The sequence below is a fragment of the Streptomyces sp. NPDC001604 genome (assembly GCF_042893475.1).
Taxonomy (GTDB): domain Bacteria; phylum Actinomycetota; class Actinomycetes; order Streptomycetales; family Streptomycetaceae; genus Streptomyces.
In genome coordinates, this window is the sequence record NZ_JBIAUY010000005.1 from 16,049 (window position 1) to 29,563 (window position 13,515).

The following is a 13,515-nucleotide window of genomic DNA, read 5'->3' on the forward strand; positions in this document are numbered from 1 at the left end:
TGTCAGATCTGTCACATCAGAAAAGTGTGCCTTCTTCGGGGCCCTCGAGTTCCTTCAGCAGCTCCGGCCCGTTGTTGCGGACGTTGCTGACGGCGGTGGAGACGGGGTAGGCGCGCATCAGCCCGGCGGGCGGCGGCTCCAGCAGCGACCGCAGGTCCTCGGGGTCGGTGCGCGAGGGGTCGAGCCAGGCGTCCCAGCGGTCCGGGGTGAGCATCAGCGGCATCCGGGGGTGGATGTCGGCGAGCGCGTGCGGGCCCTCGGCCGGGGCGACGGCGAGCGGTGTCGTCTCCGCCTCGGTGGTGATCACGGAGCAGGTCACCCACCAGGCCTGCGGGTGGTCGTCGGGCAGCGTCCTGTCCCGCCAGAACTCGTACAGCCCGGCCATCGCGAAGACCGACCCGTCCGCGGGCAGCACGAAGTACGGCTGCTTGCGGGGCCGCTTCTTCTTCCCCTCGACCTCCAGGTCCCGCTCGCCCTTGCCGGTGACCCACTCGTAGTAGCCGTCGGCGGGGATGATGCAGCGGCGGGAGACGAAGGCCCGCTTGTACGACGGCTTCTCGTGGACGGTCTCGGCACGGGCGTTGATCATCCGCGCCCCGCCCTCGGGGGTCTTCGCCCAGGACGGCACCAGGCCCCACTTCAGCGTGCGCAGCTGCCGAACCGGCCGCGGGTCCTCGGCGTCCTTGAGGGGGCGGTCCAGGACGGCGTAGACCTCCTTGGTGGGGGCCACGTTGTAGTCGGGCGCGAGGGTCTCCTCGGGTTCCCACTTCTCGATCTCAAAGATTCCTGCGAGATCCTCGGGCCTACGACTCGCTGCATACCGTCCGCACATACGTGCCACACTGCCAGGCCCACCCGTCGCCCGACCACCACCCCTCAACGATTGCGCCACGCGCAAGCCCCTGTTGACTGTCACCCGAGGGAGCCACCGCCGAACATGCACCCCACCGCAACCGCCTCGCTCGCCTCCCTCTGGGACCAGGTCTCCGGCAGTCAGCCGGACCCCGACCTCTGGGTGGTGATCGCGACCCTGGTCGCCGCGCTGACGGTGGTCGTCCCGCACAACGTCTGGCGCATCTCGCGCAACGCCATCACCATCGCCCACGAGGGCGGCCACGGCCTGATCGCCCTGCTCACCGGCCGTCAACTCACGGGCATACGGCTGCACTCCGACACCAGCGGCCTCACCGTCAGCCGCGGCAAGCCGCACGGCCTCGGCATGATCCTCACCGCCGCCGCGGGCTACACCGCTCCCCCGCTCCTCGGCCTCGGCGGCGCGGCCCTGCTCGCCGTCGGCCACATCACGCTGCTGCTGTGGCTGGCAACGGCCCTGCTGGTCGCCATGCTGGTGATGATCCGCAACGCGTACGGCGCCCTGACGGTGATCCTCACCGGCGGCACGTTCCTCCTGGTCTCCTGGCTGGCGGGCCCCCAGGTCCAGGCGGCCTTCGCCTATGCGGTGGTGTGGTTCCTGCTGGTGGGCGGCGTACGCCCGGCCTTCGAGCTGCAGGCGAAGCGGAGCCGCGGAGTCGCGGGCGACTCGGACGCGGACCAGCTGTCCAGGCTGACGCACGTACCTGCGTGGCTGTGGCTGTTCCTGTTCCATGCGGTGAGCCTGTGCTCGCTGATAGGCGGGGGGCGCTGGCTTCTTGAGATGTGATGCAGCCCCGAAGGGGCGCATCACAGGGGCGCGGGACTCTGACATGTGCGGCTCCGCCGCGGGGCGCGATCAACCCCCACGGCGCCGCACCTGTACAACGACCTGCACAACCCCCTGCTTATAAAGTGGCCCCATGGCCACAAACCCCGCACACACCGCCCTCTGGCCCGCCCCCCTCGCGAGCGGAGCCGTCGATGCGACGGTCCACGTGCCGGGGTCCAAGTCGGTCACCAACCGTGCCCTCGTCCTGGCGGCGCTGGCGAGCGAGCCCGGCTGGCTGCGCCGCCCCCTCCGCTCCCGCGACACCCTGCTGATGGCCGAGGCCCTGCGGGCCATGGGCGTCGACATCGAGGAGGGTGTCGGCCCCGACGGCACCGGCGAGACCTGGCGGGTGCTCCCCACCGGCCTGCACGGTCCGGCCACGGTCGACGTCGGCAACGCCGGCACCGTGATGCGCTTCCTGCCCCCGGTGGCCGCCCTCGCCGACGGCCCCATCCGCTTCGACGGCGACCCGAGGTCGTACGAGCGCCCCCTGCACGGCGTCATCGACGCCCTGCGCGTGCTCGGCGCCCGTATCGACGACGACGGCCGTGGCGCGCTGCCGCTGACGGTGCACGGCGGGGGCGCCCTGGACGGCGGCCCGGTGGAGATCGACGCCTCCTCGTCCTCCCAGTTCGTGAGCGCCCTGCTGCTCTCCGGCCCGCGTTTCAACCAGGGCGTCGAGGTCCGTCACATCGGCAGCTCCCTGCCCTCCCTCCCGCACATCCGCATGACCGTCGACATGCTGCGCGCGGTCGGCGCCCAGGTGGACACCCCGGAGTCGGGCGGCGAGCCCAATGTGTGGCGGGTGACGCCGGGCGCGCTGCTCGGCCGGGACCTGACCATCGAGCCGGACCTGTCCAACGCGCAGCCGTTCCTGGCTGCCGCCCTGGTGACCGGCGGCAAGGTCGTGATCCCCGACTGGCCGTCCCGCACCACGCAGCCCGGCGACAAGCTGCGGGAGATCTTCACCGACATGGGCGGTTCCTGTGAACTGACCGAGTACGGGCTGGAGTTCACCGGTTCGGGCACGATCCGCGGTATCGACGTGGATCTGAGCGAGGTCGGTGAGCTGACCCCGGGCATCGCCGCCGTCGCGGCCCTCGCGGACTCCCCCTCCACCCTCCGCGGCGTGGCCCATCTGCGGCTGCACGAGACGGACCGGCTGGCCGCCCTCACCAAGGAGATCAACGAACTCGGCGGTGACGTCACCGAGACCGCCGACGGCCTGCACATCCGCCCGCGCAAGCTGCACGGCGGGATCTTCCACACGTACGAGGACCACCGTATGGCGACGGCCGGCGCGATCATCGGCCTCGCGGTCGAGGGCGTGCAGATCGAGAACGTGGCGACGACGGCGAAGACCCTTCCGGACTTCCCCGACATGTGGGCCGGGATGCTCGGGGCGTAGAGGACGGCAAGGACCAGTCATGCGCCGCTACGGCAAGCACACCGACGAGGACGACATCCGCAGCCGCCCGAACCGCAAGGGCAACCGGCCGCGCACCAACATCAGGCCCAAGCACGAGGACGCCGCCGAGGGGATGGTCCTCACCGTCGACCGGGGCCGTCTGACCTGTCTGGTCGAGGACCGGATCGTGCTGGCGATGAAGGCCCGCGAACTCGGCCGGAAGGCGGCGATCGTCGGCGACCGGGTGGCCCTCGTCGGCGATCTCTCCGGCAAGAAGGACACCCTCGCGCGCATCGTCCGCATCGAGGAGCGCACCTCGCTGCTGCGCCGCACCGCCGATGACGACGACCCGTACGAGCGCGCGGTCGTCGCCAACGCCGACCAGCTCGCCATCGTCACCGCCCTGGCCGACCCGGAACCCCGCCCACGCCTCATCGACCGCTGCCTGGTCGCGGCGTACGACGGCGGCCTGGAACCCCTCCTGGTCATGACCAAGTCGGACCTCGCCCCGCCCGACAAGCTCCTGGAGCTCTACGGCGACCTGGACATCCCCTATGTCGTCACCAGCCGCGAGGAGTTGGAGAACGGCGACGCGGCGGCCCGGGTGCGCGAGCAACTCGACGGCAGGATCACGGCGTTCGTCGGTCACTCGGGCGTCGGCAAGACGACCCTGGTCAACGCGCTGGTCCCGGAGGACCGGCGGCGGCTGACCGGCCATGTGAACGCGGTGACCGGCCGCGGCCGTCACACGACCACTTCGGCGCTGGCGCTCCCGCTCAGCGGCGACGACGGCTGGGTGATCGACACGCCGGGCGTGCGGTCCTTCGGCCTCGCGCACATCGACCCGTCCCGGGTCATCCACGCCTTCCCCGACCTGGAACCGGGCACGGAGGGCTGCCCGCGCGCGTGCAGTCACGACGAGCCGGACTGCGCGCTGGACGCGTGGGTGGCCGAGGGCCATGCGGACCCGGCCCGGCTCTATTCGCTGCGTCGGCTGCTGTCCACGCGGGAGCGCAAGGAGGGTGACTGACCTCCGCGGTGTTTGTGAGGCGCCGAGCCCGGTAAGTGCATAATCGCACCGAGCCGGACATACGGGAGGACAGCACATGGCGTGGCTGCTGGTAGTGGTGGCCGGGTTGCTCGAGACGGGTTTCGCCGTGTGCCTCAAGCTCTCCCACGGTTTCACCCGCCTGTGGCCGACGATCGCGTTCTGCGCCTTCGCCTTGGGCAGCTTCGGCCTCCTCACCCTGTCCCTGAGGAAGCTGGACGTCGGCCCCGCCTACGCGGTGTGGACCGGCATCGGCGCGGCGGGCACCGCGATCTACGGCATGGTCTTCCTCGGCGACCTGGTGTCGATGCTGAAGCTCGTCTCGATCAGCCTGGTCATCGTGGGCGTGATCGGCCTCCAGCTCTCCGGGTCCGCCCACTAGACGACGTGGACGGCTTCGGGCGGCCGCGGACCGCTGCCGGTCCGCGTCAACTCCCGTTCCCCCAGCGTGCGCTCGACCCGTGCAATCACTCACCAGCCGAAGTCGCCGTCGGGAGCGGTCACTTGAGCAGCGGACGGCGGCTCCCCTCCCACCGTGAGGAAGAACATCCGGGGACGCGTCGACCTTGCGTCCCGTCACACCACCTGCCGGGGCAGGGCCGTGCGGACCAGGTCCGCCACCCCGCCCTCCCCCGGCGGCGCCGCCACGCAGGACAGAGCCAGCCGCACCACCAGCTCGCAGGAGCGCGCCAGATCCGCCGTGTCCGACTTGACCGCCCCCGGCTTCGACAGCACCGCCACGGCACGGTCCCGGACCATCGCCACGAAGTCGCCGGGCGACGGCAGCGGGCCGTCCGCCCGCCGCTGCGCCGGCACCGCCGAGGAGGACGGCACCGCGGACAGCGTCGGCGAGGGCAGCCGTTCACTCCAGCAGCCGGTCAGCATGGCCCGTACGAGTGCGTTCTCGCGCGCCGTCGCCGCGGTCCATTCGGCGGTCGCGGTGAGCCGGTCCCGGGCGTCGCTGTGGGTGGCGAGCGCACGTTCGACGCCGGCGAGATAGCCGTCCGCCTCCCTTCTCACGAGCGCCCTGGCGAGCCCCTCCTTGCTGCCGAACTCGTTGTAGAGGGTCTGCCGGGACACTCCGGCGGCCGAAGCGACGTCCACCATCCGTACGGCGGACCACGGTCGGCGCGCCAGCGCCGTGTACGCGGCGTCCAGTAGGGATTCCCGCGCTGCAGGCATCATCGCCTCCCTGGGGCGAGCGGCTCTGCGCCCAGATTTGACGCGCACAGGGGCACTGTCAAGGGTTCGCGAGCGCACGCGGGGGCGCCCCTCGGCCGCCGTGTGCCGCCCCCGAAGGCCGCAATGTGCCGCCAAACCGTGAGCATGGCCTGGTGGCCCCACCGCGACCTCGCCGGATAGCGTTCGTTCCATGCCGGACTACCTCGACGATCTCCGTTTCGCCCACGTCCTCGCGGACGCCGCCGACGCGGCAACGACGTCCCGCTTCAAGGCGCTCGACCTCAAGGTCGAGACGAAACCGGACATGACCCCGGTGAGCGAAGCGGACAAGGCGGCGGAGGAGCTCATCCGCGGCCAGCTCCAGCGCGCCCGCCCCCGGGACGCGGTCCTCGGCGAGGAGTACGGCCTGGAGGGCACGGGCCCCCGCCGCTGGGTGGTCGACCCGATCGACGGCACCAAGAACTACGTACGCGGTGTCCCGGTGTGGGCCACCCTGATCTCCCTGATGGAGGCGGGCGAGACCGGCTTCGAGCCCGTCGTCGGCGTCGTCTCCGCGCCCGCTCTGGGCCGCCGCTGGTGGGCCGCGAAGGGCCACGGCGCCTTCACCGGCCGCAGCCTCTCCTCCGCCTCCCGTCTGCAGGTCTCCCGCGTCGCGAAGCTGGCGGACGCCTCCTTCGCGTACTCCTCCCTGTCCGGCTGGGAGGACCAGGGCCGGCTGGGCGGCTTCCTGGACCTGACCCGCGAGGTGTGGCGCACGCGCGCGTACGGCGACTTCTGGCCGTACATGATGGTCGCCGAGGGCTCGGTCGACATCTGCGCCGAGCCGGAGCTCTCCCTCTGGGACATGGCCGCCAACACGATCATCGTCACCGAGGCCGGTGGCACCTTCACGGGCCTGGACGGCCGCCCGGGCCCGCACAGCGGCAACGCTGCCGCCTCGAACGGCCTGCTGCACGACGAGTTGCTGGGTTATCTCAACGAGCGCTACTGACGCGCACACACAAAAGCACAGATGAGCGCGTGCGCCCTCAATTGGCAGCACGCGCCCTCTTGTTGACTCCCGCTTTACCTGCGACTCTGAGAGTCCCCCCACTTGTGAACTTGTGAATCCTGGAACTAAGTGGGATTTCCTTGGAGGTGGCTGAAGTCCATGCTCGTCCGCGACGCCATGAGCACGGTGGTTCTGACCATCGGCCCCGCCCACACCCTCCGCCAGGCCGCAGCCCTGATGTCCGCCCGCCGGGTCGGCGCGGCCCTGGTCCTCGACCCCGACGCCGGCGGTATCGGCATCCTCACCGAACGCGACATCCTCAACTCCGTCGGCCTCGGCCAGAGCCCCGACATCGAGCGCGCCCACGACCACACCACCAACGACGTCGTCTTCGCCGCCCCGTCCTGGACGCTGGAGGAGGCGGCCCGCGCCATGGCCCACGGCGGCTTCCGCCATCTCATCGTCCTCGACCGGGGTGAGCCGGCCGGCATCGTCTCGGTCCGCGACATCATCCGCTGCTGGGCACCGGCACGGCAGCACGTTCCCGCCTGAGCTCGAAGGGGGACCGGAAAACCACTTTGGACTCAGTCCAATTCCGGCAGCGATCCAAACTCACACCTGTTCGGAAAATGGTCCCCCTGCTGTTAGGCTGGATTTCATGAGCGACCTTCTGGAACGGCTGCGCGGACGCGGATGGCGGATGACCGCGCAGCGGCGCGTCGTGGCCGAGGTTCTCGACGGCGAGCATGTGCATCTGACCGCCGACGAGGTCCACTCCCGGGCCGTCGCCAAGCTGCCCGAGATCTCCCGCGCGACCGTCTACAACACGCTGGGCGAGCTGGTCTCCCTCGGTGAGGTGCTCGAGGTCTCCACCGACAAGCGCGCCAAGCGGTACGACCCGAACGCGCACCGGCCGCACCACCACCTGGTCTGCGCCCAGTGCGGCGCGATCCGCGACGTCCACCCGAGCGGCAACCCGCTCGCCGACCTCCCCGACACGGAGCGCTTCGGCTTCACCGTCTCGGACGTCGAGGTCACCTACCGCGGCATCTGCCCGAACTGCGCGGCGGCGTAACCACCCGCGGCGCGAACACCAAGAGCGGGGAAAACACCGAGGGCCGGAATCCATTCACTGGATTCCGGCCCTCGGCCTTCAGTAGCGGGGACAGGATTTGAACCTGCGACCTCTGGGTTATGAGCCCAGCGAGCTACCGAGCTGCTCCACCCCGCGTCGGTGAACGCAACATTACGTGAAGCCCTCGACCAGACGCAAATCGCTTGTCCCGGGCTACGCAGCTGCGGGCAGTCGTGCCGCTGGGGCGGCACCCGTCCCACAGAGAGCGGCACCCCGCAAGCGCGGGCGAGCGAAACGCAGCGACAGCGACCCCCACCGCCGGGGCCGCTATGCCGACAGCTCCTCCAGCAACGCGTCCCGTAGCCGCGCCGCCCGCTCGGACACTTCCGCCGGCCCCAGGGACACCGCCCGGGCCGCCCACCGCTGCCCCTCCGCCAGCTCACCCCGACGCGCGTAGACCAGGGCCAGCCGCAGCGCCGCCCGCCCGTGCCCCGCGTCGGCGGCCCGCGTCCACCACACGGCGGCCTCCGGCTCGCTCCCCTCGCGGGCCAGCAGCAGCCCGAGGTTGAAGGCGCCGTTGCGGGACCCGGCCTCGGCGGCCAAGCGGTACCAGCGCGCCGCGTCCACCACGTCGCCGCGGGCGGCGGCCATCATCCCGACCCGTACCTGCGCCCGCCGGTGCCCCTGGGAAGCCGCTCGCTCGTACCACTCCTCGCACTCGGTCTTCTCGTGCACGGACTCCCCGAGCTCATGCGCGGGCGCAGGCGGGCGCCGGGCGTCCAGGACGGTCGCCAGCCGGTACGCGGCCTCCGCACTGCCGCCTCCTGCCGCACAGCGCAGATGCCGCTCCGCCGCCCGCTCGTCCCCGTCCCGCAGCCGCGCCATGCCGACCTGCAGCGCCGCCTCGGTGTGCCCGGCGGCCGCGGCACGCTCGTACCAGAGCAGCGCGACGTCGTCCTCGGCCCGCCCCGCGTGCAGGATCCCCAGGTTGAACGCGGCGTCCACGCTCCCGGCCTCCGCGGCCTTGGAGAACCACGGCTCGGCGCCGGTCGTGTCGCCGCCCTGCAGCAGCAGGATCGCCAGGGCGTTCGCCGCCTCCCGGTGTCCGGCGTACGCGGCCCGGCGGTACCACTGCTCGGCCTGTGCGGTCCGCCCCTGCTCGGCGCAGAGCAGCCCGAGGTTGTAGGCGCCGTTGTCGTCACCGGCGTCCATCGCGGCCCGGTACCAGCGCTCGGCGGTCTGCGTCTCGCCGCGCTCGGCATGCAGGGCGCCCAGCGCGTTCGCGGCGTTGCCGTCCCCGTCCTGGGCGGCCCTGAGCCACCACACGGCGGCGCTCTCGGTGTCGCCGGCGTCCCGCAGCAGGAACCCGAGCGCGCAGGCGGCGCGCGCCTCGCCGTCCTTGGCGGAGGTCAGATACCAGCGCCCGGCCTCCTTGAGCTCCCCGCGTTTCTCCAGGATCGCACCGAGGTGCAGCGCGGCCCGCCGGTGTCCGCGCGCGGCGGCCTGACGGTAGAACTGCTCGGCCTGAGCCAGCAGTTCGACACCGTTGTCGGCCCCGTCCTCGCCCTGGCGGGCCGCTTTGCGGTCGAGTGCACGTGCCAGGCGGTACGCCGCCTCCCGGTGCCCGCGCTCCGCCGCAGCCCGCATCCAGTCCTCGGCTCCGGCGTCCCCGCGGTGCTCCAGCAGGTCGGCGAGCGCGTAGGCGCCCAGGGCGTGCCCCTGTTCGGCGGACTGCCGCAGCCAGTACTCGGCGGCGGGCTCGTCCCCGCGCTCGCGGTGATGACGCCCGAGCGCGTGTGCGGCGGCCGCGGACCCGGCGACGGCGGCGATCCGCCACCAGCCGGCGGCGTCGTCGGCGTATCCGCGCTGATGGAGAAGGACCCCCAGGTTGTTGGCGGCGGCACGGTCGCCCGCGGCGGTGGCGGCACGCAGATGGGGCTCGGCTCCGTCGAGATCACCACGGCGCAGCAGCATGGCCCCGAGGACACTCATCGCCTCGACGTCGCCGGCCTCGGCGGCGAGCCGCTGACGAACTTCCTCGACGGCCTCCTCAGCCACCTCCCCGGCTTCGCCCGGTTCGGAAGGCTGCACAAATCGCCCTGTCTCGAACAGAGTTGCCTTGTCCCCCATAACGTCCATCGTCGCACCACCTGCAACCCGGGTACACCTGGTATACCGCAGCCAGTGAGGTCACTTCAGCGTTTTGTCGACATGCCCACAGAGAGACAAGTCAAACACAGTTCCCCCAACTCCCGGAGGCGGCATGACGATCCCCCTGACCGGCACATGCGTTCGCACATCACAAAGGCCCGGATCCTTGAGGATCCGGGCCTTCGACTGCAGTAGCGGGGACAGGATTTGAACCTGCGACCTCTGGGTTATGAGCCCAGCGAGCTACCGAGCTGCTCCACCCCGCGTCGTTGTGTGGCAACCGTACCACGACGCGGGGTGGACATGATCAGCCGCTGTCCGAGCTGCCGCTCGGGCTCGGACTGCCGCTCGGACCGGGACTGCTGCTGCTCTTGCTGCCGCCGCCACTCGCCCTGCCGGCCTTGGACTGTGCGTCCTCGGCCCGTTTGAGGGCGTCCTGGAGGTCCTTCTGGGCCTGGCCGTACGCCTGCCAGTCGCCCTTCTTGAGGGCTTCCTGGCCGGCGTCGAAGGCCTTCTGGGCGTCGTTCAGGGCCTGTTGGACCGTCGGGTTGCCGGCCGTCGGCGGCGGATTCGTCCCCGTGTCCGAGGGCGGTGTGGTCGAACTCTCCGCGCCGAAGACCTTGTCGAGGGCCTGGCCCAGGGTGTCCTCGAAGGCGGTGTTGCCTCCGTAGGTCACCAACACCTTGCGCAGCAGGGGGTACTTGAGTCCACCACCGCGTACGTAGACCGGCTCCACGTAGAGCAGTCCTCCGTCGAGCGGCACCGTCAGCAGGTTGCCGTACTCGATGTCGGAGTCGCCGCCCTTGAGGAGCTTGATCGCCGCGGCGATGTTCTGTTCGGAGTTGAACTTGCTCTGTACCTGTTTGGGTCCGTCGACGGTCGTGCTCGTCGGCAGTTTCAGGATTCTGATCTTGCCGTAGTCACTGGTGCTCGCATCGGCGTCGACCGCCATGAACGCACTGAGGTTGTCCCGTCCGTTCGGCGTGAAGGTCGTCGTCAGCGAGAACGCCTGCGAGGTCTGGCCGGGCATCTTCATGCTCAGGTAGTACGGCGGCACCGCGTTGCCCGACTTGTTGGTCGGGTCGTCCGGCACCTGCCACACCTCGCTGCCGGTGAGGAAGGTCTGCGCGTCCGTGACGTGGTAGCGGCTGAGCAGCTCGCGCTGGACCTTGAACAGGTCCTGCGGGTAACGGAAGTGGGCCTGCAGCTCGTGCGAGATGTCCTGCTTCGGCTTCACCGTGCCCGGGAACGCCTTCATCCACGTCTTCAGGACGGGGTCGGCGGTGTCCCACTGGTAGAGCTTGACCTCGCCGGTGTACGCGTCGACGGTCGCCTTCACCGAGTTGCGGATGTAGTTGACCTGGTTCTGCTGGGCCACCACCGCGCGGTTGGTGTTGGTCGCGGTGAGCGAGTCGGCGGTGGTGTCGCCGAGGGTCGTCCGGGAGGCGTACGGATAGCCGTTGGTCGTCGTATAGGCGTCGACGATCCACTGGATACGGCCGTGCACCACCGCCGGATAGGCGTCGCCGTCGATGGTCAGCCAGGGCGCCACCGCCTCGACGCGCTCCTTGGGGGTGCGGTTGTACAGGATCCGCGAACCCTTGCCGATCGCCCCGGAGTAGAGGATCTGCGGCTCGTTGAACGCGACCGCGTAGGCGGCCCGGTTGATCGGGTTGGCGAGGTTGACGCCGCTGTTGCCCTTGTAGCTGGTGGTCTTCTCGCCGCTGTCGTCGGAGTAGTCGATCTCCTGCTGGGGACCGCCGACGATCGAGTAGGTGGTGGTCTTCTCGCCGTAGTAGATCTGCTGCTTGTACTTCCCGAGGTCACCCGTGGACGGCAGGTCGGACTCGGTGAAGACGGGCTGGCCGTCCTGGACCTCGGTGCCCTTGGCGGCGACCACGCCGTAGCCGTGGGTGTAGCGGAAGTGGTCGTTGATCCAGTTGTTCTTCGGAATGCCGTTGAGGTTCAGCTCGCGCAGACCGATGACGGTGTCCTGCTCCTTGCCGTCCTTGCTGTAGCGGTCGACGTCCAGATTGTTCGGGAACGCGTAGTAGTTCCTGATCTGTTGGAGCTGCTGGAAGGTCGGCGAGACGATGTTCGGGTCCAGGATGCGGATGCTCGCCGCGTCGTCGACTCCGTCGCGCAGCTTGGTCTTGTCCTTGGTGGTGCTCGTCCCCGAGTAATCGGTCACCTTGGTGTCGTCGATGCCGTACGCCTCACGTGTCGCCTTGAGGTTCTTCTGTACGTACGGCGCTTCCTTGGCCTGCTCGTTCGGCTGGACCTGGAACTTCTGGACGATCGCGGGGTAGAGCCCGCCGATGAGGATCGCCGAGAGCACCATCAGGCCGAAGCCGATCACGGGCAGCTGCCAGGTGCGGCGCCACAGGGTGGCGAAGAACAGCAGCGCGCAGATGACGGCGATGCAGAACAGGATCGTCTTGGCCGGCAGATAGGCGTTCGCGTCGACGTACCTGAGGCCCGTCCAGTTGTCCGTCGCCTTGAAGTCGCTGGACTTGACCGCGAGGCCGTACCGGTCGAGCCAGTACGCGACGGCCTTCAGCGCGACGAAGATGCCGAGCAGCACCGAGAGGTGGCCGGTCGCGGCGGCGGTGGCGCGCGCGCCCGGGGAGGTGATCCTGAGGCCGCCGTACAGGTAGTGCGTGAGCGCGGCGGCGATCAGGGAGAGGATCGCGGCGGCGAAGCCGAAGCCGAGCAGGAAGCGGTACCAGGGCAGGTCGAAGGCGTAGAAGGAGACGTCGAGGTGGAACTGCGGGTCCTTCTGGTGGAAGGGCACGCCGTTGACCCACATCAGCCAGGTGCGCCACTGGCTCGAAGCCGAGGCGCCGGCGATCAGTCCGACCAGGGCGGTGATCCCGAGCAGCAGCCAGGTCTTGTACGGGGCGATGCCCATCCGGTAGCGGTCCAGGCTCTGCTGCTCCATGGACATGGCGCTCAGCGGCGGCCGCAGCCGGTGGGCCAGCCAGATGTTGAAGCCGACCGCGAGGGCCATCAGCAGACCGAAGACGAAGAACAGTCCGATCTTGGTCCACAGGGTGGTGGTGAAGACGGACGAGTACTTCACGGAGCGGTACCAGAGCCAGTCCGTCCAGAAGCCCGCGAACATGGTGAACGCCATGCCGAGGACGGCAAGGACGCCCAGTGTCATCAGCAGGGTCCGGACTCGCCGGGACGGGCGGCCCACTCTGATCCGTGGCCCCGTCGGGCCTCCGCCGCGGTCCGGCATCTGGAAAGCCAAGGTGCGCACCTCGAAGTCGCTGTCGGTTCGTCAGGCCCCCGCGTGTTCGTGAGCCCCGCCGTGGCCCCCCGTGATCGCGGGCCCACACCTATGCAACTTACTCACCGTTTACTCGGTTCCCGATTCCGGCCATGAACGAGGCAGGATTGTGACCATGTCCAACACTCCCATGGCAGCGAGCCCGCTCACCCGGGCCGTACTCGAGATCGACGAGTACGCCTCCGGCCTCGGCTGGGACCAGCCCGCCCGCCTCTTCGCCCTCGTAGACACCGCTCGGCTGCGGTCCCAGGAGCCCGCGCTCGCGGCCCAGCTGGGCCTTGCGGACGAACCCGACACCACCGGGCTCACCCCGGTCGAGCAGGACGAGATCCCGGCCGGCAAGCCGCTGGACGAGTTCCTCGCCACGATCGCCTGGCCCGACGCGGTGGCCGGCTGCGCGCTCACCGTGGAGCGGCTGATGCTGCCGCCGTCCGCCGAGTCCCAGGTCCCCGAAGGGCTGGACGAGGCGGGGCTGGCGAAGTGGGTGGCCCGGCACCCTGACCGTCAGGAGGTCCGGATGACGGTGGCGGTGCTGCGCGACGGCGCCCGTGACTCGGCGCTGCGGCTGCGCGAGAAGGACACCCCGACGGAGGTCCTCACGGGCTCCGACCTGGTGCCGGGCCTGGCACAGGCACTGGCCGCGACCTTCGAGGAGTAGGCCGC

12 protein-coding genes and 2 tRNA genes are annotated in these 13,515 nt (G+C 70.2%); 8 read left to right on the forward strand and 6 right to left on the reverse strand.

The features are described 5' to 3' along the window. Positions 1 to 16: 16 nt before the first annotated feature. Entirely contained in the window at positions 17 to 832 is an 816-nt protein-coding gene (locus tag ACFY1E_RS16010; protein ID WP_389076078.1) for an SOS response-associated peptidase, read from the reverse strand. A 105-nt stretch (positions 833 to 937) separates the two neighbouring features. Here ACFY1E_RS16010 and ACFY1E_RS16015 point away from each other — a divergent pair, with 105 nt between their 5' ends. The 4 genes from ACFY1E_RS16015 (at position 938) to ACFY1E_RS16030 (ending at position 4,540) form a co-directional block, all read left to right on the forward strand. Next, complete coding sequence (locus ACFY1E_RS16015; protein ID WP_389076079.1) at positions 938 to 1,660, forward strand: M50 family metallopeptidase; 723 nt, start codon at positions 938 to 940, stop codon at positions 1,658 to 1,660. A 133-nt stretch (positions 1,661 to 1,793) separates the two neighbouring features. Beyond that, positions 1,794 to 3,110: a 3-phosphoshikimate 1-carboxyvinyltransferase gene (gene aroA, locus ACFY1E_RS16020; protein ID WP_389076082.1), complete on the forward strand. Its 1,317-nt coding sequence runs from the start codon at positions 1,794 to 1,796 to the stop codon at positions 3,108 to 3,110. A gap of 19 nt (positions 3,111 to 3,129) precedes the next feature. Then, positions 3,130 to 4,140: a ribosome small subunit-dependent GTPase A gene (gene rsgA / locus ACFY1E_RS16025; RefSeq protein ID WP_389076083.1), complete on the forward strand. Its 1,011-nt coding sequence runs from the start codon at positions 3,130 to 3,132 to the stop codon at positions 4,138 to 4,140. A 76-nt stretch (positions 4,141 to 4,216) separates the two neighbouring features. After that, the gene (locus ACFY1E_RS16030; RefSeq protein ID WP_389076086.1) at positions 4,217 to 4,540 is read left to right on the forward strand and encodes a DMT family transporter; all 324 of its coding nucleotides are present in this window, start codon (positions 4,217 to 4,219) and stop codon (positions 4,538 to 4,540) included. A 194-nt stretch (positions 4,541 to 4,734) separates the two neighbouring features. On the opposite strand, the gene ACFY1E_RS16035 is transcribed toward ACFY1E_RS16030, so the two are convergent. Then, positions 4,735 to 5,343, reverse strand: a complete 609-nt coding sequence (locus ACFY1E_RS16035; RefSeq protein WP_389076088.1) for a TetR/AcrR family transcriptional regulator — start codon at positions 5,341 to 5,343, stop codon at positions 4,735 to 4,737. 187 nt (positions 5,344 to 5,530) lie between these two features. Between ACFY1E_RS16035 and hisN the strand changes: the two genes are divergently transcribed. The 3 genes from hisN to ACFY1E_RS16050 all read left to right on the forward strand — a co-directional run bounded on the left by hisN (position 5,531) and on the right by ACFY1E_RS16050 (position 7,406). Continuing rightward, on the forward strand, positions 5,531 to 6,331 hold the full coding sequence (hisN, locus tag ACFY1E_RS16040; RefSeq protein ID WP_389076090.1) for a histidinol-phosphatase: 801 nt from the start codon (positions 5,531 to 5,533) through the stop codon (positions 6,329 to 6,331). A 159-nt stretch (positions 6,332 to 6,490) separates the two neighbouring features. Beyond that, positions 6,491 to 6,883, forward strand: coding sequence for a CBS domain-containing protein (locus ACFY1E_RS16045; protein WP_344405390.1), 393 nt, complete (start codon positions 6,491 to 6,493; stop codon positions 6,881 to 6,883). Between the two features lie 106 nt (positions 6,884 to 6,989). Further along, positions 6,990 to 7,406 (forward strand): Fur family transcriptional regulator, encoded by a 417-nt coding sequence (locus tag ACFY1E_RS16050; RefSeq protein ID WP_115906041.1) that lies wholly within the window; start codon positions 6,990 to 6,992, stop codon positions 7,404 to 7,406. Positions 7,407 to 7,488: 82 nt separating this feature from the next. Here the strand turns inward: ACFY1E_RS16050 and ACFY1E_RS16055 are convergent. The 4 genes from ACFY1E_RS16055 to ACFY1E_RS16070 all read right to left on the reverse strand — a co-directional run bounded on the left by ACFY1E_RS16055 (position 7,489) and on the right by ACFY1E_RS16070 (position 12,801). After that, a tRNA-Met gene (locus tag ACFY1E_RS16055) sits at positions 7,489 to 7,562 on the reverse strand. Between the two features lie 171 nt (positions 7,563 to 7,733). Continuing rightward, the gene (locus ACFY1E_RS16060) at positions 7,734 to 9,545 is read right to left on the reverse strand and encodes a sel1 repeat family protein (protein WP_389076093.1); all 1,812 of its coding nucleotides are present in this window, start codon (positions 9,543 to 9,545) and stop codon (positions 7,734 to 7,736) included. Positions 9,546 to 9,749: 204 nt separating this feature from the next. After that, positions 9,750 to 9,823: transfer RNA gene (locus tag ACFY1E_RS16065), tRNA-Met, on the reverse strand. A gap of 41 nt (positions 9,824 to 9,864) precedes the next feature. Continuing rightward, positions 9,865 to 12,801 (reverse strand): UPF0182 family protein, encoded by a 2,937-nt coding sequence (locus ACFY1E_RS16070; protein ID WP_389076932.1) that lies wholly within the window; start codon positions 12,799 to 12,801, stop codon positions 9,865 to 9,867. A gap of 166 nt (positions 12,802 to 12,967) precedes the next feature. Here ACFY1E_RS16070 and ACFY1E_RS16075 point away from each other — a divergent pair, with 166 nt between their 5' ends. Continuing rightward, positions 12,968 to 13,510 carry a PPA1309 family protein gene (locus tag ACFY1E_RS16075; protein ID WP_389076095.1) on the forward strand — a complete coding sequence of 181 codons (543 nt, stop codon included), beginning with the start codon at positions 12,968 to 12,970 and terminating at the stop codon, positions 13,508 to 13,510. Positions 13,511 to 13,515 lie beyond the last annotated feature (5 nt).